We start from the raw sequence: 22,511 nt of genomic DNA on the forward strand, positions 1-22,511 counted from the left end.
GAAGGAACCAGAAGTGAAGCCGGAAGAGCCGAAAGAACCGAAGGAACCAGAAGTGAAGCCGGAAGAGCCGAAAGAACCGAAGGAACCAGAAGTGAAGCCGGAAGAGCCGAAGGAACCGAAGGAACCAGAAGTGAAACCGGAAGAGCCGAAAGAACCGAAGGAACCAGAAGAGCCGAAAAATCTGGAGAAACCGGAAGTAAGACTGGAAAAGTTAATTAAAGAACCGCAAGTAAAAGTAGAAAAAGAATTACCGAAAACAGGGGCAGCACATTCATGGATGATGTCAGTTGGTGCGGGAATTTCATTCTTAGTTGGCGGAGTATTATTCGTATTAGGTAGAAGAAGAAAATAATAATTTTTTAGACGAAAAGCACACTGAGTTCGATAGTTTATCGGACTCAGTGTGCTTTCATGTTATATAAAAGGAAAGCTCCTTCCACGTATGGAAGGAGCTTTATTTTTGCATATTAAAACATACTTGAGCTATGCATCGGTTGAAGTTTTGCATTTGGATCGAAGTAAGCTTTTGCATTGTTTACTGCTGTCGGTGCTTCGCCAAATCCACAAGCGATAAGTTTTACTTTTCCTTCATATGTACAAATGTCACCAGCAGCGTAAATGCCAGGAATATTTGTTTCCATTTTTGAATTCACAAGGATGCTGTTTTTTTGTATATCTAAGCCCCAGTTTTTAATTGGGCCAAGAGAAGAAACGAAGCCGTAGTTTACAATTACATCATCAACATCGATGATAACTTTTTCTTCAGTTTTTACGTGCTGAAGAACGACTTGTTCAATTTTGTCATCACCGATAAGTTCTACTGGAACGTACGGTGTACTTACTTCTGCACGAGAATTTATTAAGCTTTCTACGCTATGTTCATGCGCACGGAATTTATCACGACGATGAACGATTGTAACTTTTTCAGCGATCGGTTCTAACATCATTGTCCAGTCTACTGCTGAGTCGCCACCGCCAAATACTACGACGCGCTTACCAGCAAATTTATTCATATCATCAACGAAATAATGTAAGTTTTTCTTTTCGTATTTCGCTGTACCTTCTAATTCTAAGCGGCGTGGTTGGAAAGCACCATTGCCAGCAGTAATAATAACTGATTTAGAATAGTGAGTTTGCTTATTCGTAACAAGTTTAAATATACCGTCAGCTTGTTTCTCAAGCGTATCGACAGCTTCTTCTAAACAAACAGTTGGGTCAAATTTCTTCATTTGCTCTTTTAAGTTATCAACTAATTCTTGTGCGCGCACTTTTGGAAATCCAGCCACATCATAAATGTATTTTTCAGGGTAGAGTGCGGATAATTGTCCGCCAAGTTGAGGTAAGCTTTCAATAATTTTTACACTTGCTTGTCTCATACCGCCATAAAATGCTGTGAACAGTCCCGTTGGACCACCACCAATAATTGTTATGTCGTAAACTTTTTGATTTTCTGCCACTTTCATTCCCCCTATAGATGGAATTTTGATATTGATTTCATATATTGTTCATATGTACACGAAAATCCTGCAAATGATGACACTTTCAAATAAATGATAGCATATTTGAGTTCATAATACTTCTGAAAACGACTGAATTGTGTGTAAGTTTTCGTATAGGTTCTTTTTTGTTTTATAAAATATACAGAAAGGAAAATACATGAAAAAAAGGCTAAAAAACCCTTGAAAACGCTATGTTATTTTAAAATATTGATAATTCTCCAGACGCTTGAATTCTGGAATAAAACCGACTAATATAGGGAAGTATTATGTTAAATTTCTATGACAAAATTCGTACGATTTTTTGACTGCGTTTTGTTACGATATAGAATGTGATAAATTCCACATTCTTGACAAATAGAGTTTTTAGTACTTGGTATTATTTTTTATTACTATTATATAAAGAAAAGGGTTGTGATTTGGTGAAGACTCCAAAAATCGTAGTTTTAGGTGCAGGTTATGGCGGGATGATTACGACTGTTCGTCTGCAAAAAGCATTATCTGTAAATGAAGCTGAAATTACGCTAGTAAACAACAACAGCTATCACTACCAAGCGACTTGGTTACATGAGAGCGCAGCTGGTACATTAGAAGATGAAAAAATCTGTCTAGATATTCAAGACGTTATTGATACAAATAAAGTGAACTTTGTGCAAGATACAGTAGTAGAAATTAAAGCTGCTGAAAAACGCATTATCTTAAAAGACGGCGAGTTAGAGTATGACTACTTAGTAATCGGTCTTGGTTTCGAATCAGAAACGTTCGGAATTACAGGATTAAAAGAGTACGCATTCTCAATTGCTAACATTAATGCAACTCGTCAAATTCGTGAGCATATGGAAGCTAGTTTCGCTAAATATGCAGATGAAAAGCGCGATGAGTTAGTAACAATCGTTGTTGGTGGTGCTGGATTTACTGGTATCGAGTACGTAGGTGAGCTTGCAAACCGTGTTCCTGAACTTTGCAAACAGTACAATGTACCACGCGAAAAAGCACGTATCATCTGTGTAGAAGCTGCTCCAACAGCACTTCCAGGTTTCGATCCTGCATTGGTAGAATACGCTGTAAAACAACTTGAGAAAAAAGGCGTAGAATTCCGCATCGGTACAGCAATTAAAGAAGCAACTGAAGAAGGTATTATCGTTGCAAATGGCGATGATACGGAATTAATTAAGTCTGAAACAGTAGTTTGGGCTGCAGGTGTTCGTGGTAACGGCATTGTGGAAGAGTCTGGCTTTGAAGCAATGCGCGGACGTGTAAAAGTTGATGAGTACATGCACGCTCCAGGATACGAAGATGTATTCATGGTTGGTGACGCAGCGCTAATCATTAACGAAGAAATTAACCGTCCATACCCACCAACAGCACAAATCGCAATTCAACAAGGTTACAATATTGCACACAACTTAACTGTATTAGTTCGTGGCAAGGGTGAAATGAAGAAATTCGTATTCGATAATAAAGGATCTGTATGTTCTTTAGGCCATGACGATGCAATGGGTGTTGTTATGGGCAAAAAGTTAACAGGTTGGAAAGCTTCCTTCATGAAGAAAGTAATCGATAACCGTTACCTATTCTTATTAGGTGGACCTTTATTAGTTCTTAAAAAAGGTAAATTAAAGTTCTTTTAATATATAGTAGAAAAAGCAGAAACGGCTAAGAGCTGTTTCTGCTTTTTTCATATTAAAAATATAGTATAATATATAAAAAGAAAGAATATTCTGTCCGTTCTAATAGAGGAGGTTATTACATCATGGAGAAACGAGGGAAGGTATGGCTAGCTGTTAGTGGCCTAGTAGCTACAAAAGATGGTAGATGGCTATTTGTTAAGAAGAAATACAGTGGATTAAAAGGGAAATGGTCTTTACCGGCTGGTTTTGTAAATGAAGGTGAGACGGTTGATGAAGCTGTGAAACGCGAAGTGTTAGAAGAGACAGGCATTGTCGCTCATGTGAAGGGGATCATTGGTGTTCGATCGGGTGTTATTCGTAATGAGATTAGTGATAATATGATTATTTTCCTTTTGGAGCCTGAAGGAGAAAATATTATTGTACAGGAGAAAGAATTGTCTGAAGTGGTGTTCTTACATCCGGATAAGATTGCGGGTGATCCGAATACGTCTGTGCTTATTAAATATTTGTTAGAAGGAAGATCAGAACTACATCTTGAAGTGGACAAAACATTAAATCCAGGAGAACCATTTGGTTATACAGCCTATCACGTATTTACGGCGCATGCGAAGGAGAGGGAGAAAGAGTGAGTATACCGGTATTACTTATTTCAATGATGTTATTTTTTATTTTGTTCTTTGGAATTGGATTTTTACTCAACATGATTTTGCGAGCTACTTGGGTAATGGTTATTGTGTATCCGATTGTTTGTATGCTTATTATTAATAAAGCGAGTATGTGGGATTATTTTTCAAAACCGAAAGAAACATTTTCTTCATTTGGGACAAGTGTATCGCATTTAGGACAAGCAGATGTGTTTATTCTATCTACTGGATTAGTAGGGGCTGCTTTAGCAGGAGTCGTAATCAAGAAACTTCGGAAAAGCGGATATCAAATGTTTTAATCTCCAATTAAGTTGGAGATTATTTTTTTTTGCATATTCCTTCATCTTATAGGGAATGATTAACGATGAAGGAGTGTGGAATATAAAAATGTTAAAACGATATTGTATTCGCATTATGATGACTTGTTTACTTGCAATTGCATTATGCGTAACATGGAAGGCTTTCACAGGAGTTTCTTTATTAGAGATTGTAAAGACATATGAAGGAATGAGTGCAAAAGAAGTACATGCAGCAGAAGTTAAGAGAAATGTTGCTCCGAGTAAAGAAGTGATAAATGCTTTAGAGCAGGCAAACGACTGGTCTAAATATCGTTCAATTGAAATGACTGCAACAGGTTATACATCGGGGATTGAGTCAACCGGTAAGAGGCCAGGGCATCCAGAGTATGGTATTACATATTCAGGTGTCAAAGTGAAAAGGGATTTATATTCCACAATTGCTGCGGACTTACGCGTATTTCCGATTGGAACGATTCTATTCGTACCAGGTTATGGATATGGTGTAGTAGCTGATAAGGGCGGTGCAATAAAAGGAAACCGTCTTGATCTATATTATGATACGGTGAAAGATGTTTATAGCCAATGGGGTAAGAAAAAAGTCAATGTGTACGTAGTAAAAGTAGGAAATGGTAAGTTTACAGAAGAAGAGTTAACGATGTTAAATCAAGACGAAACGATGCAAGTGTTTCGTGGTCAATATTTAAAACAAAGATAGTCTAGTCGTAATTACGCTAGACTTTTTTTCTTGGCTTATTTCATAATAGAGGAGATTTTACACGTCATATAACTGTAGTTAGAATTGTCGCATTTTATCGAAAATAAAGTTATAATGGTGATAGAGAAATTTAGGGGGTCTGAACATGTTTCAAGTACAAAAAGAATTAGCAAGCCATGAAGCGGTAATTGTTGCCTTATTTGAAGAAGAGAAAACAAGTAGTTTTGTACAAGAACTGGACAAAGCGTTTGAAGGACAATTACAAGTTTTATTAGAAGAGAAAGAACTTTCTACTAAGAAGAAAGCTATTTCAAAAGTACATAGTTTAGGAAAAACAAATGTGAAACGTTATTATTTCGTTGGTTTAGGTAAGAAAGAATCTTATACGACGGAAACGTTACGTGTAGCTCTTGGTAAGGCATTTAAAACACTGCAAGCAGCAAAAGTACAAGATGCAGCAATCTTACTGGATTCTTTCGTAACAGAGAAATTAGACGCGATTGATGTCGCTCATATTGCAGCAGAAGTACAAGGTCTTGGTACATATGAATTAGAAACGTATAAATCAGATAAAAAGGATCGTGTGGAATTAGAGAAGTTTACGGCTATTACAGCGGAAGATGTACAAGAAATTGAAGCAGCATTAACAGTTGGCTACGTACATGGACGTGCAACAAATTCAGCTCGTACACTTGTAAATATGCCGCCAAACGTATTAACAGCGACAAAGCTTGCTGAGTATGCTGTTGAGTTAGCGGAGAAGTATGATATGGACTATAAAGTTCTTGAGAAAGAAGAGATGGAAGATCTTGGTATGGGTGCGTTGCTTGCAGTAAACCAAGGTAGTGTAGAGCCACCAAAAATGATCGCTCTTATTTATAAGGGAAAAGAAGAGTGGAAAGATGTCATTGGGTTCGTTGGAAAAGGTATTACATACGATACAGGTGGTTATTCTTTAAAACCACGTGAAGGCATGGTCGGTATGAAAGGTGATATGGGCGGTGCAGCTGCTGTATTAGGTGCGATGGAAATTATCGGTGAACTTCGCCCAGAACAAAATGTGATCGCTGTTATTCCTTCAACTGATAACGTTGTAAGTGGTACGGCATTTAAGCCAGACGATGTAATTACATCAATGAGCGGAAAAACAATTGAAGTATTAAATACGGATGCAGAAGGTCGTCTAGCTTTAGCTGATGGTATTACGTATGCCAAAAAACTTGGTGCAAACTACCTTGTTGATGTTGCAACATTAACAGGCGGTGTAATTGTTGCACTTGGAAACCATACGACAGGCGCAATGACAAATAATGAAGAGTTGTTTGAGCAAGTACTAGAGGCTTCTATGGAAACAGATGAGCCAATTTGGCAACTACCGATTTTTGATCGTGATAAAGAACGTGTGAGAAACAGTAAGTTTGCTGATTTAAATAACTCACCAGGTCGTGAAGGACATGCGGTTATGGCAGGTACATTCTTAGGCGAATTCGCTGAAGATACACCGTGGGTACACTTAGATATTGCTGGAACATCAGAAACAAAAGGCGCGCACGACTTAGGACCAGCTGGAGCAACTGGTGCAATGGTACGTACACTTGCAACACTTGTGGAGCGTTTCGGAGAAGAATAATTTTTTGAAGAAAAAGCTGTCTCAAATTTTTGAGGCAGCCTTTTTTATTGGTAATTCGATATAACTTCGTTTGCTACTACATTATTGAAAAAAATGTTTATAAAGAAATCGTGTATAAGATTCTATTTGAAAAAGGAAGTACGGTCTGTTTCTTTACAGAACCAAGTGCATCGCTTTTTTCGGGTAAGCCAATTGTAACTTTGAGGCGTGTCCCGAGCTCAAGATTAATTTCTGTAATTATGTTAATGAAAGAATATTAGCAATGAAGACGATACGATTATTTTAACGAGAATACATTATCATGAAGATGGTTACTTTTCGAAAATTTTGATTTCATTAATGAGCGTGTAATGCTGTTTTAGCTTTGTCTATTAGAAATACCAATATGGATGAGAGACCTCTTTATTGGTATTTAATAGTTGATTTTCAATGTTATACTTATGTGATATAATCTTTCCTGTATTAGAAGTAAATAACAATTGAATAGGGAGGGGAAGAAGAGAGTGACAAAAATAGAAGCACTCTTATTATTATGAGGGAAGGAACTTTATCTCAACAAAATATAGTTGTATTGTTTTTTAAACAGTTACGCCCGAAACAATGGACTAAAAACTTGCTTGTATTTGCAGCGTTAGTCTTTTCAATAAAACAAGTATCTTTAACTATGGTGGCACAAGCTGCAATTTGTTTTGCGCTATTTTGTGCAATATCTGGCTGTGTCTATATTTTAAATGATTTTATGGATATCGAGGCAGATCGACAGCACCCTGTTAAGCGATATCGACCAATGGCATCGGGTGCATTAAATCCGTACTTTGCTATTACGGCAGGTTGTGTTATTTTAGTAGCGTCTTTAGTAGTTTCATATGTATTAAATCCGTTATTGTGCTTAGTATTAGCAGTCTATTTTATTTTAAATGTAGCGTATTCAATTCGTTTAAAGCACGTTGTAATCATTGATATTTTAATTATTGCATCTGGATTTGTTTTACGAGCGTTGGCCGGTGGATTAGTTATTCAAGTGCCATTTACACCTTGGTTTTTATTATGTACATTATTACTGTCACTATTCTTGGCTATTAATAAAAGACGACATGAATTAGTATTGTTACAGAATAATAAAGGTTCTCATAGAAAAGTATTAGAAAGTTATTCCTCTGCTTTGTTAGACCAATTAAGTACAATTGTTACATCGGCAACTATTGTAACTTATGCTATCTTTACTTTTAATGCAGGGAAAAGTATCTATTTAATGTGGACAATCCCATTTGTAATTTACGGGATTTTTCGTTATTTATATTTAGTTCACATGGAAGATAAAGGTGGAGAACCAGATAAAGTTTTATTAGAGGATCAGCATATTTTAATAACAGTGTTGTTATATGCGATAACAGTTATTATTATACTATTGAACTTTTAATTACTCTATTCGGGTTTGTTAAAACGTTTAAGAGGAGTGTCTTAAACGTTTTTTATTTGGAATAAAACATTTTTTGAATATAAACAGTTAAGGAGTATAGAGATGCAACAATTTTTGATGATTATTTTATCAGTTGGTATGGGAGTTGTAGGGCAAATTTTATTAAAGTTTGGCGCAATGAAATCACAAAGTTCAGCGGCTGTAGGTATTATGAATTTCATTAACGTACCGAACTTTTTCGGATTAGCTTTTTACGGTTTAAGTGCATTATTATGGATGATTGTGCTGAGAAAGGTTGATTTAAGTTATGCATACCCAATGGTGAGTTTCGGATATGTATTTGTTATTATTGCGTCAGCATTATTATTTGGTGAAACAATCAATTTCATGAAAATTGCTGGAATGGTATGTATAGTAGCTGGCATTTTATTTATTGCAAAATCATAGGAGGTAAAGCAATGGGAACATATTTATATTGTATACTTCCATTTATAGCTTGGGTAGCTTCGGGAGTATTGAAATTTTTAGTGAATTATCTTCGTTCTGGAAAAGATGCTTTTCGTTTAGTAGGAAATGGTGGATTTCCTAGTACGCATACAACGATTTTATCAAGTATGGTCATGACAATAGGGTTTCATGAAGGGTTTAATACACCGATGTTTGGAATCGGGATGGCAATTTTAACAATCGTTATCATTGATGCCACAGGACTTCGCCGTACAGTTGGTAAACATGCAAAAATGTTGAATAAACATATAAGTTCGGAAGAAGAGAAATTAAGAGAGCGCCAAGGACATCATTGGCATGAGATTTTTGGTGGACTTGTGTTAGGAACAGTTATTGGGTACGTGGCACATCTAATTATGGTATTTCTACCTTAGAGAGGAGAAGAAGTGTTGAGTATTTGGAATGGTTATAAAGGAAAGGGGATATTAGCCCTTGTCCTTTTCATTTTTTATTGGTCATTTTATTTTTTTATCGGTTGGAAAATGGAAAACGACTCTAAGATTTTAACAGCTTCCTGGTATGACATGTATTTTTCTTTTGATCAGGGTTATTACATTTTAAGTTTTTTCTTGGCTAAAATACCAATTGCAGATGAAGTGTTGTTTCGACATCCATTTTTAAATTTTTTAACTGAGGAAATAGCAACAGTGGTATCATCACTAGGTGTAAAAAATGTAGTGCAAGGTATTATATTTTTCCAAGCATTCTTAAGTACGATAAGTGTAGTCATGATTTACATGTTATGTTGTAAAATTTGTAAGAATGTAATTGTTTCTTTCCTATTAGCGGTTATGTACGGATTTTCAGCTACTCTGTTAGTTATTACGTGGACACCGGAATCTTTTGTTTACGCCAATTTCACATTGGTACTGATGTGCTTTGTATGTTATCCGTTTATTACAGGAGAAAAAGAAGCGAAAGCAGGATTCAGCGCTGCTAATATGTTATTGGCAATAGGAATAACGGGAGTTACATTAACAAATTCGTTTATGTGGTTTTTAGGTAGTGTAATGAGTTATAAAACATTAAAGAAAAGAATCATTTGGACTGGTATTTCTATCATTGTGGTTGTTCTTCTTTTCGCATTAGTGATTATAGAAAATAACATATCACTTATTGATGTGATCAATACTAATATTAAATTTACAGAGAAACAAGGTTTTTCAGAGGAATATGTAGGGTCTAAGTATATACTAGCATTTCATTTGGTATTAGGATCTTCATTCATCTTTGGACCATTCTCGGAAGTTACTTTAAGACAAGGTGAGCAATTCGCACAATTAAATATGCTTCCATCGCATACTATGATCGGGTGGATTGTGATTGTATCTGTGTATGCTTTTATAATAGTAGCTGTATGGAAAAACTTTAGAAAAGAGCTTTTCGTAAGGTTTTTAAGTTTCTGTTTACTATTTAATATTGTTTTACATGGAATTGTTGGTTTTGGAGCATCTGAAGCATTTATTTATGGCGCACATATGGTATTTACAATACCTTTGTTATTAGCATATGGCTTTAAAGTGATGAGACGTGTAAAAGTAGTTGCTTTATGTTTAATATTAATATTAATAATTATAAATAACTTTGAAAGTATGCTATATTTTTATCATTTTGCAGTCTCCAATTATTCTTTATAATAAAATAGATTTTTAATAAAAGGGTACTTTAGATAGGATTTCTAAAGTACCCTTTTTTATTATTTCTTAAAAATAGATACAAAATAATAGCTGGAAGTAAAGCATTTTAGAAAAATGTAGTTGTTATGAAAGAGGTCTAAACATGTTTTGAGTACAAAAAGAGTAGCAAGCCATGAAGTGATAATTATTGTACTTAGACATCGCTGTGAGCACATAATTTATGGTCAGCTCGAGCAATGGTGTAGGTAATTCGATATAACTTCGTTTGCTACTACATTATTGAAAAAAATGTTTATAAAGAAATCGTATACAAAATCCCATTTAAAGCAAAAGAAGTACGGCCCGTTTCTTCAGAGACAACTAATATAAGTGCATCACTCTTTTCTGATAAGCCAATTGCAGCTCTGTGACGTGTTCCTAGTTCAGGATCAACTTCTGTACTTTTCGTTAAAGGAAGAATATTAGCAGCTGAGACAATATGATTATTTTTTACGAGAACGGCACCGTCATGAAGAGGGTTACCTGGATAAAATATTGATTCGAGTAATGGTGCAGTTAAATGAGCGTTTAATGTCGTTCCAGTTTGAATGAAAGCTTCAAGCGTCTCGTTTCGTTCTACAACGATAAGAGCACCATGTTTTCTAGCGCTTAAATGTTGGATAGCTGTCGTAATAAAAGATGAACTTTCCGTATAAGGTGATAAATATGCCTGAATATAGTATGTAGCTGCCAATGTTTGTACATTTGCCAACATATGATGAATATCTTCCATTTTGCATAAAATACATTCGTCTTCTTTATCGATTGCGTTCCTCATAATCGATAGTTCTCTTTCAACAATTTCAATCATTTGCTTTGTTTGTATTTTGAGTTCTTCTGACAAGCCCCATTCGTGCATAATCCTCATTCCCTTTAGTGGAGTATTTAACAATAGTGTATACAAATATTCCTAGTAAAATCCTGCTAGATTTTATAAAATATTGAGATACAGCATGTTTTTTTCATATAATAAAGGTATGACGAGCGAGAGGAGAGAGAAGAATGAATTGGAAACAAGAATTTAGTCGCTGGCTTTCTTACGCACAATTAGATGCAGAATTAAAAGAACAGCTAGAAAATATGAAGCAAGATGAGAAGAAAATCGAGGATAGCTTTTATAAAAATCTAGAGTTTGGCACAGGTGGTATGCGTGGTGAACTTGGTGCTGGTACGAACCGTTTAAACGTATATACAGTTCGTAAAGCAACAAAAGGATTAGCAAGCTTTATCGAAAAGTTAGGTGAGGAAGCAAAAAAACGCGGTGTTGTTGTAGCCTATGATTCTCGTCATAAATCACCTGAGTTCGCAATGGAAGTTGCTGCTACACTTGGTGCACACGGCATTACAACATATGTGTTTGAAAGCTTACGTCCAACGCCAGTACTTTCTTTCGCAGTTCGTCATTTACATACAGTAAGTGGAATCGTTCTTACGGCAAGCCATAATCCGCCTGAATATAACGGATACAAAGTATACGGTGAAGATGGTGGACAGTTACCTCCAAAAGAGGCAGATGAGTTAATTAGCTACGTAAATGCAGTAGAAGATGAATTAACAGTTGAAGTTGCTGATGTAGAGCAATTAAAAGCTGACGGTTTATTACATATTATTGGACAAGAAGTAGATGATGCATATGCTGCAGAATTGAACAATGTCATCATTAATAAAGAAATGGTGCAAAAGGTTGGTAAAGACTTGAAAATCGTCTTTACACCATTACACGGAACATCAAATATTTCTGTACGCCGTGGTTTAAAAGAAGTTGGATTTACAGATGTAACAGTTGTAAAAGAGCAAGAGTTACCAGATCCAAACTTCTCTACAGTAAAATCACCGAACCCAGAAGAGCACGCAGCGTTTGAGTATGCAATTCGTGACGGTGAAAAGGTAGGCGCAGATGTATTAATCGCAACTGATCCTGACGCAGATCGCCTTGGTGTAGCAGTGCGTAATCATAATGGTGAGTTCCAAGTATTAACAGGAAACCAAACAGGTGCATTAATGCTTGATTACTTACTATCTCAAAAGAAAGAAAACGGAACGCTTCCAGAGAACGGTGTCGTATTAAAAACAATCGTAACGTCTGAAATTGGTCGTACAATTGCAAAAGCATACGGTTTAGATGCAGTTGATACGTTAACTGGATTTAAATTTATCGGTGAGAAAATTAGGCAGTATGAAGAAAGCGGACAATATGAATTCCAATTCGGTTATGAGGAAAGCTATGGTTATTTAATCCGCCCATTCTGCCGTGATAAAGATGCAGTACAATCTGTCCTATTTGCATGTGAAGTAGCTGCATACTACAAATCACAAGGGAAAACGTTATATGACGGTCTATTAGAAGTATTTGAGAAGTACGGTTTCTTCCGTGAAGACCTTGTATCGTTAACGTTAAAAGGAAAAGATGGAGCTGAAAAAATCCAAGAGATGATGGCAACGTTCCGTGAGAATCCTCCGAAAGAAGTAGCGGGCTTAACAGTCGTAGCAGTGGAAGACTATAAAGCAAGCATCGTTACATCTTTACAAGATGGACATAAAGAAGAGATTCACTTACCGAAATCAAATGTGTTAAAATATCAATTAGAGGATGGTTCATGGTTCTGCCTACGTCCATCTGGAACTGAGCCGAAGATTAAGTTTTACTTTGGTGTGAAAGATAGTTCTTTACAAAATAGTGAACAAAAGTTACTTACTATTAAAGAAGACATTATGAATCGTTTATAATACAAAGTAATTTTAAGTAGTAAGGAACAAAAGGGAGCGAAATCTCCCTTTTGTTTTATGTAGGAAATGATTGCTATTGATTCCGACAGGAGAGAGGGTATTTTGTGATGAAAAAAGTAAGAAAAGCGATAATCCCAGCAGCTGGATTAGGAACACGTTTTTTACCAGCAACGAAAGCAATGCCAAAAGAAATGTTACCGATAGTAGATAAACCGACGATCCAGTACATTGTAGAAGAAGCAGTGAAATCGGGTATCGAAGATATTATTATTGTTACTGGTAAAACAAAGCGTTCTATCGAAGATCATTTTGATAACGCATTTGAACTAGAACAAAACTTATTAGAGAAGAAAAAATATGAGTTGCTTGAAAAAGTACAAGCTTCTTCAAAAATGGTAGATATTCATTATATCCGTCAAAAAGAGCCGAAGGGACTAGGACATGCTGTTTGGTGTGCGCGTAAATTCATTGGTGATGAGCCGTTTGCAGTGTTACTAGGTGATGATATTGTCCAAGCTGAGAAACCGTGTTTACGTCAATTAATGGATGAGTATGAAAAAACACTTTCTTCTGTTATTGGTGTACAAACTGTTCCAGAGTCGGAAACACATCGCTATGGAATTATCGATCCATTAGAACAAGAAGGTCGTCGTTACCAAGTCCGCAATTTCGTTGAGAAACCAGCACAAGGTACAGCTCCTTCAAACTTAGCAATTATGGGTCGTTACATTTTAACGCCTGAAATCTTTATGTTCTTAGAACAGCAACATGTCGGTGCTGGTGGTGAAATTCAGTTAACAGATGCAATCCAAAGCTTAAATGAAATCCAACGTGTATTTGCTTACGATTTCGAAGGAAAGCGCTACGATGTAGGTGAAAAGCTAGGATTCGTTCAAACGACAATCGAAATGGCCCTGCAACACCCAGAATTACGTGATGACATGGTTGCAATGATGAAGAAAATTTTAGAAGAACAATCGAATCAAGATTCATAATAAAAAAATGAGTTATTTCAGTATACTGAAATAACTCGTTTTTTTTATTATGAAATCGTTGAATGAGAATGCTGATAAGCAGAACGACGCACAGCATAGTATATGCGAGGTGCGATAATAGCACCGATAATTGTAAATGCAATATCTTTTACTGCAAACCACATCATAATCATCCAAGCAGCTTTATAGCTCATATTACCGTCCATAAAGAGATTGACTGCCCCGTACATGTAAGTAGTACCGATTATATAAGTTAAAATAATTCCTGTGAAAGAGGCAATTGCAAATGTAATGAATGTTGGTCTTTCTTTTTGTTCTACTAGTTTTCCCGACACATAAGCAACGATAATAAATGCGATAATAAAACCACCAGTAGGATCTAAAAGTGCTCCAAATCCAGCCTTGAAGTTAGCGAAGATTGGTGCGCCGGCTACGCCAACGAGCATATATACAGTCATGGATAAGGCACCAAGTCTACTTCCAAGAAGAAGACCTGCTAAAATTGCGAAAAATGGTTGCATAGATAATGGGATGCCTGCTACTTGAAGGAATGGTGCCCAAGATACAATATTTGCACCGATGGCCATAAGAGCAACGAACATGGCAGCTAATGCTAAATCTAAAACATGAAATCTCCTCATAATGTTAACCTCCTGTTGTTTTTAGGTTAACATTATCGTAGCGAAAATATTTACTTGTTGTCAATCAAAATATTTTGATAAGAAGGCTTTAAATAGTCTCTTAGCAACGTATATGGAATACGAAATTGCGGAATTCCACTTGAATAGGGAGCAATCTCATATAAAGGGAAATAAATGACGAGATTGTCTGGCTCTAAAAAGAAGTGAAACTTTTTCATACTCATTACCTTTTCAGTTGCATCAGGAAAATAAATGCTTTCATTTTGTTTAATTTGTCGTACAATCTCTGCACGGATTACATCTTTATAATTATCCTTTTGTTGAAACAAATCGTCTAAGTGCAGTACCTTTTTTTCGTTTAAATCAAATGTATTTGCCTTCCACGTATAAAGACCGTGTGCTCCGCCAGTATATTGATAGTAATTCACATATAGGCTAAGGAAAGGTGGTTTGTTTAAAGAGACTTTATAATCAACATTTGCTACGTACGGATGAAATGGTGTACTAGATCCTTCTGTCTCTTTATAATATTTTTTTGCTTCTTTTTCTAATTTGTTTTTAAATTTGTCGGTGGATTTTTTGTAGTATAAATTGAGTTTGTTTTGAAATTTAGAGTCAGAAAAGTTGTGAAAAGAAGGTCTATTTATTTGATATTCTATATAAGGTTTCTTACCTTTTTGCGTTACAGTCTTAACATCGATTGTCAGGTTAGATGCTTTGGCTGTTATTGCACAATTTGGTACAATAGTCAGCAAGGAGAACATAAGCAGTAATATACAAAATTTCTGTTTCATTTAGGTGAAGCCTCCTTATATAAGTGTTATAAGTAGTTTGAAAATAAATAGGTAAAATTATACATTTAATTAAAGTAAGAGAAGGGGGAAGCGATATGGCAAAAACTTTAATGGATTCACTTGGAATTGAGTTGTTAGAGATGACAGAAGATAAGGTGGTTGCTACGATGCCTGTTGATGAGCGTACGCATCAGCCGTTTGGATTTTTACATGGCGGTGCATCGGTTGCATTAGCGGAAACAGTGGCAAGTGTTGGTTCATACAATTTAATTGATCAAGAAAAATGTATTTGTTTCGGATTAGAAATTAATGCAAACCACATTCGTTCAAAGAAAGATGGAATTGTAACAGCGATCGGAACACCGATACATAGAGGACAATCGACAATGGTTTGGGATGTTCGCATTATTGATGAAAATGATGATTTACTATGTATTTCAAGATGTACAGTAGCAATTAAAGAAAAACGTGAAAAGTAAAAAAGAGGCGCTCTTATGAGCAGCCTCTTTTTCTTATAATTAGAACTGGATTTTCTTCTCTAAGAAACCTTTTAGTTCACTAATTGGCATACGAACTTGTTCCATTGTGTCACGGTCACGTACTGTAACAGCTTTGTCTTCAACTGAGTCGAAGTCGTATGTGATACAGAATGGTGTACCGATTTCGTCTTGACGACGGTAACGTTTACCGATAGAACCAGTTTCATCAAAGTCTACCATGAAGTCTTTAGCTAATTCTGCGAATACTTCAGTAGCACCTTCAGATAGCTTTTTAGATAATGGTAAGATAGCTGCTTTGTATGGTGCTAAAGCAGGGTGGAAACGAAGAACTGTACGAGAATCGTTTTCTAATTGCTCTTCTTCATATGCATCACATAAGAATGCTAATGTTACGCGGTCTGCACCTAAAGATGGCTCGATGCAGTATGGTACGTAACGCTCATTCGTTTGTGGATCGATATAATTAAAGTCTTCGTTTGAGTGTTCCATGTGACGTTTTAAGTCGAAGTCTGTACGCGATGCAACGCCCCAAAGTTCGCCCCAACCGAATGGGAATTTGAATTCAATGTCAGTTGTTGCATTACTGTAGTGAGATAACTCTTCTTCACCGTGGTCACGAAGACGCATGCTCTCTTCAGACATACCAAGTGAAAGTAACCAGTTTTTACAAGTTTCACGCCAGAATGCGAACCACTCTAAATCTTCACCAGGCTTACAGAAGAATTCAAGTTCCATTTGTTCGAATTCACGTGTACGGAATGTGAAGTTACCAGGTGTGATTTCGTTACGGAAACTCTTACCGATTTGGCCGATACCAAATGGAAGCTTTTTACGCATAGAGCGTTGAACGTTTTTGAAGTTTACGAAAATACCTTGTGCTGTTTCAGGACGAAGGAAGATTTCGTTTGTGCTAGACTCTGTAACACCTTGGAATGTTTTGAACATTAAGTTGAACTGACGGATTTCAGTGAATTCTTCACTACCGCAATCAGGGCATTTTACTTCATGTTCTTTCATTAAGTCAGCCATTTGGTCGAAAGTAAGACCGTCAACAACCATTTCGATGCCTTTTGCATCTAAAGCATCTTCAATTAATTTGTCAGCACGGTGACGAGCTTTACATTTTTTACAGTCGATCATTGGATCGTTGAAGTTACCAACGTGACCAGAAGCGATCCAAGTTTTAGGGTTCATTAAAATAGCTGCGTCTAAACCAACGTTGTGTGGAGATTCTTGAATGAATTTTTTCCACCAAGCTTTTTTAACGTTATTTTTTAATTCGATTCCAAGTGGACCGTAATCCCAAGTGTTTGCAAGACCACCGTAAATTTCAGAACCAGGGAAAACAAAACCGCGATGTTTCGCTAAGTTTACAACTTGTTCCATTGAATACATAAGAAAATCCTCCTTTTGAAAGTTAACGTATTGGCGATGACATACTCTGATACTTTGGAAACGAGCAGTATATGCTAAAAAGAACATAAAAAAACGCTCATCCCAAGGCTTATTTGCCTAGGGACGAGCGTTTGCCCGCGGTTCCACCCTAGTTGATACACAAAAGGTGCATCCACTTTATCATGTATTGCTCAGGACTGCCGTTTCCTTGCGGCTTCAGGCTTTCACTATCCCTGAATCGCTTTTTATGCAAGTACTTATAAGTCCGTCATCGCTACTTATATTAATAATAATGAACATATTCTAACACGTTCTTTTTTAAATCTCAATAGAGGAACGTGTCTATCTATGATAGAGTCTCGCCTATTTTTTCATTATTTATTCCGTAATTTTGTTTAATATGCTTAATTGCTTCACGCTTACTTAATGGAGCGAGTTCATTGTTTTGCACGTATTCCCAAACTACATCCGGATTTGTTTTTGCATATTCACGAAGGACCCAGCCAATCGCTTTTTGAATGAAAAATTCTTTTGAAGAATGTAGTTGTCCAATAATCCAGAAAAGAAGTTCTTCATCCATCTTTTGTTTATATTTTAGTTGGAATAAAATAGTGGCACGTTGTAACCATATGTTATCTGATGCAATCCATTTTGGAATATAGGCAGAAATTAATTCTGGATGTTTTAAAAAGATATCGCCTAAAAATGTAGGGACGATGCTATCAACAGTGTCCCACCAAGATTTTGTGACAAGGAGTTCTTCTAAAAACGGGATATGAGTTTCGTTTATATGCTTTTTATATTTTTGCATAATATCGAGTGCTGCTGCTTGAAATTCACGTTCTGGTAAATCCCAGAGTTCACGTACGATAATTTGGAAATCTTTTGGATTTGGGAGAGTATGTATTTGAATGATGTCTTTTAATAATTGACGTCTTTCCGGTGTTTGAATACCTAGAAAGGGGAAGTGATTTTTCATATAACGAGCCATAGGTTCTGCTTTTTCAGGATTTTGATGAGCTGTAAAATGCTCTTGTAATGCTTTTACAAATGGATGCATAGGTGTTGCTCCTCTCTTATTCTCTTTCTTTTCTTATTATACAAAGAGTTTGGATAAATTTTAAAACATAACTTGCAATGTAATGAAATATGTTGAAAGTAGAGAGGAGAGGATAAGATGGAGGATCAAGGCGTATTAGCAGGTTTCTTTGCTCTTAGTTTTGCGTTTATTCTTGTTATATTGATTTGGGCAATTATTTCATATTTGTTAACGGCTTTTGCACTTTATTCGATGGCGAAAAATGATGGTGCAACGGACGGGGTGCTTGCGTTTATTCCGTTTTTGAATAGTAAGACGTGGGGTGACTTAGCGAAAGATAAATTACCAGATTTTTTGAAAGAAGAAGCAGGGTGGAAAGTATTTGGCATATACGTTGCATGTTTTATTTTTAATTTCGTACCAATTATAAGTTTACTAGCAACAGCTGTATCGATTGTATTGTCCATTTACCTTATCTACGCTATTTTAGACAGATACGGAACGAACTCTATATTATTTACGATTATTCATGTAATCACATTTTCGGTATTCTTACCGATTCATTTATTTATTATTCGAAATGAACCGGTGAGATATAAAGAATAGATTTTTCGTTTTTGTTGATAAGTCGATATATTTTATATATAAGTAAAAAAGCGCCCTGATTATCAGAGCGCTTTTTCTACTACATAAGGTAGCGTAAATAAATATAAATGTGAGAAATGATTAATGAAACGATCATAATTGGGAAACCGACTTTTAGGAAGTCCATGTAACTAAATTTATGTCCTTCGCGGCTCGCGATACCTGCAACGATTACGTTAGCAGAAGCTCCGATTAACGTTCCGTTTCCGCCCAGACAAGCACCTAGTGCTAATGCCCACCATAATACATCGATTTGTGCGTCAGATGGTGATAAGCCTAGCCCAACTGCCATATCGTTAATAAGTGGAATCATTGTTGCAACGAATGGGATGTTATCAATTGTTGCAGAGGCGATACCAGATACCCATAAAATAAGGATGGATGCGTAAGAAATATCTCCGCCTGTTATACCGATTACTTTTTGAGCTAACATTTTGATAAGACCGATATCGATAAGTCCTCCAACAAGTACGAATAGCCCTGCGAAGAAGAAGATTGTTACCCACTCTACGCTTGCAAATACTTCCTCAATTTCATGCTCTTTCACACCAATTAACATAAGTACAGTAGCACCAGTTAAAGCGATGATAGCTGCATCAACGTGGAAAATCGAATGAGTCATGAAACCTACAATTGTAAGTCCAAGTACTGTTAAAGATTTTTTCATTAATACTGGATCTTTAATGTATTGTTTTTCATCTAGGCTCATTAATTTCTTAACTTGTACAGGATCGGCAATTAATTGTTTGCGATACATAAAGTAAAGTATTATCGCTGTAACTGCAATAATAATAATTACGATTGGTGCTAGATTCAATAGGAAAGCATTGAAGTCTAAATGCTTATTGGCAGAACCAATCATAATGTTAGGTGGATCACCAATTAATGTTGCTGTTCCTCCAATGTTTGAAAAAATAATTTCAGAAAGTAAATAAGGAACAGGATTTACTTGCAGTATGCGCGTAATAGATAAAGTAACTGGAACAACAAGAAGTACAGTTGTAACGTTATCTAAAAATGCGGAGCCAAGCGCGGTAAGTAAGGAAAGTGAAATTAAAATTTTAATTGGATTTCCTTGAGCTCCTTTTGCTGCTTTAATAGCAACGTATTGGAAAACACCTGATTTACTCGTAATGTTCACCAAAATCATCATACCGATAAGTAACGTAATCGTTCCCCATTCAATATGTTTCGTAAAGGCGTTGTGTAAATCGACGACTCCCACAATTACCATGAGTGCTGCACCAAGAAGTGCGATGACAGCACGATTAATTTTTTCAGAAATAATAATGGCATATGTAATTAAAAAGACTGCGATAGCAAAATAATACTGCCAGTTAGCGAGTTCTTGCGTTGTTTCGTGCAAAAATCTCATCTCCTTTCATTCACTTTTTCTTAGTGTGTCAAAAATGTTCTAGAAGAAACACACATAACGTCATTATAAAGTAGGAAAATGGCGGATGTAAATGAAAGGGGGGATTTTGTCATATTTTCTGCATAGGTCATTTTTTCTTATTTTTTAAAATATTTGTGGGCATTTGACATATATATAAGATACATCCAATCTGAATATTTAAAATGGAATTAGCATTCGAGCTTGTTCGTGTAGGAGTGTCAAATAGAAAGGAATGACAAAAATGATAAGGAAGGGATCGTATGGATGAACAACGATTTTTATTTTTAGACTTTGAGTTTACGATGCCCCAGCATAGAAAGAAACCGAAAGGATTTTTTCCGGAGATTATTGAGGTAGGACTCGTTTCAGTTGCTGGCTGTAAGGTAGAAGATACGTATTCATCACATGTCAGACCGAAAACATTTCCCTCTTTAACGGATCGATGCAAGAAGTTTTTAGGAATAAAACAAGAAGTCGTGGATAAAGGGATTTCATTTCCTGAACTCGTTAAGAAGCTTGCAGAATACGAAACGAAATGTAAACCGACAATTGTAACGTGGGGAAATATGGATATGAAAGTGCTGAAGCATAATTGTGAAATGGCAGGGATAGCTTTTCCATTCTTCGGGCAGTGTCGTGATTTATCGCTTGAGTATAAGAAGTTTTTTGGAGAAAGAAATCAAACAGGATTATGGAAAGCAATTGAGGCGTATGGAAAAGTAGGGACAGGGAAGCATCATTGTGCGCTTGACGATGCGATGACGACGTACAATATTTTTAAACTAGTAGAAAAAGATAAAGAGTATTTAGTAAAACCAGCACCTCCAACGTTAGGGGAACTCGTTGATTTTTCAAAAGTGTTAAAGAAAGTGAGCACACAGTAACGACCAAATTGCACAGTATGTAATTTGGTCGTTTTGTTTTTTTAAAGTTTGTAGTCCTTTTTTAACTGTTCTAATGTTTCTAGACTACGAACCGCAAAAGGTGAATCATCTTCAGAAAATGAATTCATTTGAGTTTCCAATGCTAATTTTAGTGACTCGGTATAATCCGGAATTTCTCCTTCATATTTCTTTACCATTTGCTCTGGAATGTTCGTTTGCTCACGATAAGCTAAAGCACGTCTTTCGTGGAAAAATGGCACGTCAGCTTGTTTTACGTTATGTAAGTCACCTTGCACCGGATGTTTTAAAACAGCTAATACTTTTACGACATAACTACCAGGACGGCTATTTGTAATTTCGCCGATGTATTTTCCTGTTTTATAAATACCAGTAACGATTTCACCAATTTCAAATGTTTCTCTCATATTTTTCACCTCAAGTTTATAGTAAGGAAAGTACGGGAAGGAGTCAAAGAAATCATTCGTTTTCAGAACGCCCCTTGAGAATATGGATAGGTTCCACTATAATTTAAAATAATATAACAGAAAATTCTGATGTTTTATAAATCCTATAATAAGGAGTGTTCTATATGATGCCTTTATATTTTCCGGAAGATAAAACAGAATATATTATTCCAGGGATTGTTTGCGTTCTATTTATTATCGGTGCTATTGCCACGTGGCGCATGTTTATTCGTGTATCAAAAAGAGAAGCAGAGCGATTACAGAAAGTTGAAGAAAAACTATTAGCTGAAAAGAAACAGTAACGCATTTTTGTATGTTTCCCTCTATGCTCGGACAATCTAAGGGCAGAATATATTTTGGAGGGAATAGAATGAAGAAACGGCTTTTTTTCAGTTGTTGTTTATTATTTCTGATGGCAGGTTGTGACCAAGGAAAGCCGAAAGAAATTGAAGTGAAATTACATAATGCTTCAGGAGATGAAGTAGGGACTGCGAAAGTAGTTCAACAAACAAGTGGAGTGAAGATTACGATTAAAGGGGAAGGTTTCACGCCAGGACCACACGGACTACATGTACATGAAATCGGAGAGTGTAAGGCACCTCGTTTTGAATCATCTGGGAATCATTTTAATCCCGATGATAAAAAACATGGTCTTCTTAATCCGAAGGGTGCAGAAAACGGTGATTTACCGAACGTAGTTGCAGACGGTTCTGGAAAGATTAAAGCGGAAATCAATGCCCCACACATCACACTTGAAGAAGGAAAAACGACGATTCATAGAAAAGATGGAGCGTCTATTATTATTACAGAAAATCCTGATGATGGTATGACACAGCCGACAGGTAAATCAGGGGATCGAATTGCTTGTGGCGTAATTGTAAAAAAAGCATCGGATATGAAGAAAAAGTAAAAGCTATCGTGAATGGTAGCTTTATTTGTGAAATGTAATTGAAAATATATCAGCGATTATTGGAATATATCGACTTACCGACAAAATATGACAAAGGAGTCTG

General features: G+C 36.1%; 25 protein-coding genes. 17 read left to right on the forward strand and 8 right to left on the reverse strand.

All coding sequences use genetic code 11. The features are described from left to right. Positions 1-352, forward strand: a 352-nt coding sequence (locus ACTFRH_RS29530) for an LPXTG cell wall anchor domain-containing protein (RefSeq protein ID WP_440048900.1), incomplete at its 5' end; no start/stop codon positions are given. 115 nt (positions 353-467) lie between these two features. Here ACTFRH_RS29530 and ACTFRH_RS29535 read toward each other — a convergent pair. Next, on the reverse strand, positions 468-1,457 hold the full coding sequence (locus ACTFRH_RS29535; protein WP_000829786.1) for an NAD(P)/FAD-dependent oxidoreductase: 990 nt from the start codon (positions 1,455-1,457) through the stop codon (positions 468-470). A gap of 461 nt (positions 1,458-1,918) precedes the next feature. Here ACTFRH_RS29535 and ACTFRH_RS29540 point away from each other — a divergent pair, with 461 nt between their 5' ends. The 9 genes from ACTFRH_RS29540 to ACTFRH_RS29580 all read left to right on the forward strand — a co-directional run bounded on the left by ACTFRH_RS29540 (position 1,919) and on the right by ACTFRH_RS29580 (position 9,979). Beyond that, positions 1,919-3,127: an NAD(P)/FAD-dependent oxidoreductase gene (locus tag ACTFRH_RS29540; protein WP_000856598.1), complete on the forward strand. Its 1,209-nt coding sequence runs from the start codon at positions 1,919-1,921 to the stop codon at positions 3,125-3,127. A gap of 122 nt (positions 3,128-3,249) precedes the next feature. After that, positions 3,250-3,756, forward strand: a complete 507-nt coding sequence (locus tag ACTFRH_RS29545) for an NUDIX hydrolase (RefSeq protein WP_000415327.1) — start codon at positions 3,250-3,252, stop codon at positions 3,754-3,756. Further along, complete coding sequence (locus tag ACTFRH_RS29550; RefSeq protein WP_000027016.1) at positions 3,753-4,070, forward strand: YuiB family protein; 318 nt, start codon at positions 3,753-3,755, stop codon at positions 4,068-4,070. Before ACTFRH_RS29545 ends, ACTFRH_RS29550 begins: the two co-directional genes overlap by 4 nt. Positions 4,071-4,158: 88 nt before the next feature. Then, a complete protein-coding gene (locus ACTFRH_RS29555; protein ID WP_000920095.1) occupies positions 4,159-4,785 on the forward strand; it encodes a 3D domain-containing protein in 627 nt (208 codons plus the stop codon). A 145-nt stretch (positions 4,786-4,930) separates the two neighbouring features. Then, positions 4,931-6,415, forward strand: a complete 1,485-nt coding sequence (gene pepA, locus ACTFRH_RS29560) for a cytosol aminopeptidase (RefSeq protein WP_000487979.1) — start codon at positions 4,931-4,933, stop codon at positions 6,413-6,415. A gap of 532 nt (positions 6,416-6,947) precedes the next feature. Then, a complete protein-coding gene (locus tag ACTFRH_RS29565; protein WP_001206696.1) occupies positions 6,948-7,835 on the forward strand; it encodes a decaprenyl-phosphate phosphoribosyltransferase in 888 nt (295 codons plus the stop codon). Between the two features lie 102 nt (positions 7,836-7,937). Continuing rightward, a complete protein-coding gene (locus ACTFRH_RS29570) occupies positions 7,938-8,282 on the forward strand; it encodes an EamA family transporter (protein ID WP_001183889.1) in 345 nt (114 codons plus the stop codon). An 11-nt stretch (positions 8,283-8,293) separates the two neighbouring features. Continuing rightward, a complete protein-coding gene (locus ACTFRH_RS29575; RefSeq protein ID WP_000537659.1) occupies positions 8,294-8,716 on the forward strand; it encodes a divergent PAP2 family protein in 423 nt (140 codons plus the stop codon). 15 nt (positions 8,717-8,731) lie between these two features. Next, a complete protein-coding gene (locus ACTFRH_RS29580; protein WP_000029659.1) occupies positions 8,732-9,979 on the forward strand; it encodes a DUF6080 domain-containing protein in 1,248 nt (415 codons plus the stop codon). 292 nt (positions 9,980-10,271) lie between these two features. Here ACTFRH_RS29580 and cdaS read toward each other — a convergent pair whose 3' ends face one another. Beyond that, positions 10,272-10,877, reverse strand: coding sequence for a sporulation-specific diadenylate cyclase CdaS (gene cdaS, locus ACTFRH_RS29585; protein ID WP_000545257.1), 606 nt, complete (start codon positions 10,875-10,877; stop codon positions 10,272-10,274). Positions 10,878-11,020: 143 nt separating this feature from the next. Here cdaS and ACTFRH_RS29590 point away from each other — a divergent pair, with 143 nt between their 5' ends. Beyond that, positions 11,021-12,745, forward strand: a complete 1,725-nt coding sequence (locus ACTFRH_RS29590; protein ID WP_001104204.1) for a phospho-sugar mutase — start codon at positions 11,021-11,023, stop codon at positions 12,743-12,745. 107 nt (positions 12,746-12,852) lie between these two features. Continuing rightward, positions 12,853-13,740, forward strand: coding sequence for a UTP--glucose-1-phosphate uridylyltransferase GalU (gene galU, locus ACTFRH_RS29595; protein ID WP_002164219.1), 888 nt, complete (start codon positions 12,853-12,855; stop codon positions 13,738-13,740). A gap of 47 nt (positions 13,741-13,787) precedes the next feature. On the opposite strand, the gene ACTFRH_RS29600 is transcribed toward galU, so the two are convergent. Then, positions 13,788-14,381, reverse strand: coding sequence for a biotin transporter BioY (locus ACTFRH_RS29600; RefSeq protein WP_001252162.1), 594 nt, complete (start codon positions 14,379-14,381; stop codon positions 13,788-13,790). Positions 14,382-14,431: 50 nt separating this feature from the next. Next, positions 14,432-15,175, reverse strand: a complete 744-nt coding sequence (locus ACTFRH_RS29605) for a DUF3298 and DUF4163 domain-containing protein (RefSeq protein WP_000810330.1) — start codon at positions 15,173-15,175, stop codon at positions 14,432-14,434. 95 nt (positions 15,176-15,270) lie between these two features. Between ACTFRH_RS29605 and ACTFRH_RS29610 the strand changes: the two genes are divergently transcribed. Then, positions 15,271-15,654 carry a hotdog fold thioesterase gene (locus tag ACTFRH_RS29610; protein WP_001140612.1) on the forward strand — a complete coding sequence of 128 codons (384 nt, stop codon included), beginning with the start codon at positions 15,271-15,273 and terminating at the stop codon, positions 15,652-15,654. Between the two features lie 39 nt (positions 15,655-15,693). Here the strand turns inward: ACTFRH_RS29610 and ACTFRH_RS29615 are convergent, their stop codons facing one another. Next, positions 15,694-17,070 carry a glycine--tRNA ligase gene (locus tag ACTFRH_RS29615; RefSeq protein WP_000287147.1) on the reverse strand — a complete coding sequence of 459 codons (1,377 nt, stop codon included), beginning with the start codon at positions 17,068-17,070 and terminating at the stop codon, positions 15,694-15,696. Positions 17,071-17,416: 346 nt separating this feature from the next. After that, positions 17,417-18,130, reverse strand: coding sequence for a DNA alkylation repair protein (locus tag ACTFRH_RS29620; RefSeq protein ID WP_000553313.1), 714 nt, complete (start codon positions 18,128-18,130; stop codon positions 17,417-17,419). A 117-nt stretch (positions 18,131-18,247) separates the two neighbouring features. On the opposite strand from ACTFRH_RS29620, the gene ACTFRH_RS29625 reads away from it, so the two are divergent. Beyond that, a complete protein-coding gene (locus ACTFRH_RS29625; RefSeq protein ID WP_000390061.1) occupies positions 18,248-18,715 on the forward strand; it encodes a hypothetical protein in 468 nt (155 codons plus the stop codon). Between the two features lie 79 nt (positions 18,716-18,794). On the opposite strand, the gene ACTFRH_RS29630 is transcribed toward ACTFRH_RS29625, so the two are convergent. Continuing rightward, complete coding sequence (locus ACTFRH_RS29630) at positions 18,795-20,120, reverse strand: ArsB/NhaD family transporter (protein ID WP_000545232.1); 1,326 nt, start codon at positions 20,118-20,120, stop codon at positions 18,795-18,797. Positions 20,121-20,410: 290 nt separating this feature from the next. Here ACTFRH_RS29630 and kapD point away from each other — a divergent pair, with 290 nt between their 5' ends. Then, the gene (gene kapD / locus ACTFRH_RS29635) at positions 20,411-21,034 is read left to right on the forward strand and encodes a 3'-5' exonuclease KapD (RefSeq protein WP_000344356.1); all 624 of its coding nucleotides are present in this window, start codon (positions 20,411-20,413) and stop codon (positions 21,032-21,034) included. Positions 21,035-21,075: 41 nt separating this feature from the next. On the opposite strand, the gene ACTFRH_RS29640 is transcribed toward kapD, so the two are convergent. Then, the gene (locus ACTFRH_RS29640; protein ID WP_001209329.1) at positions 21,076-21,459 is read right to left on the reverse strand and encodes a kinase-associated lipoprotein B; all 384 of its coding nucleotides are present in this window, start codon (positions 21,457-21,459) and stop codon (positions 21,076-21,078) included. Between the two features lie 164 nt (positions 21,460-21,623). On the opposite strand from ACTFRH_RS29640, the gene ACTFRH_RS29645 reads away from it, so the two are divergent. Together ACTFRH_RS29645 and sodC are read left to right on the forward strand one after the other, a co-directional pair. After that, positions 21,624-21,800, forward strand: coding sequence for a hypothetical protein (locus ACTFRH_RS29645; protein ID WP_000982757.1), 177 nt, complete (start codon positions 21,624-21,626; stop codon positions 21,798-21,800). Positions 21,801-21,868: 68 nt separating this feature from the next. Beyond that, positions 21,869-22,408, forward strand: a complete 540-nt coding sequence (gene sodC, locus ACTFRH_RS29650; RefSeq protein WP_000746522.1) for a superoxide dismutase [Cu-Zn] — start codon at positions 21,869-21,871, stop codon at positions 22,406-22,408. The last annotated feature ends 103 nt before the right edge of the window (positions 22,409-22,511 follow it).

Source organism: Bacillus cereus group sp. MYBK216-1 (genome assembly GCF_051916495.1).
Lineage (GTDB): Bacteria > Bacillota > Bacilli > Bacillales > Bacillaceae_G > Bacillus_A > Bacillus_A thuringiensis_K.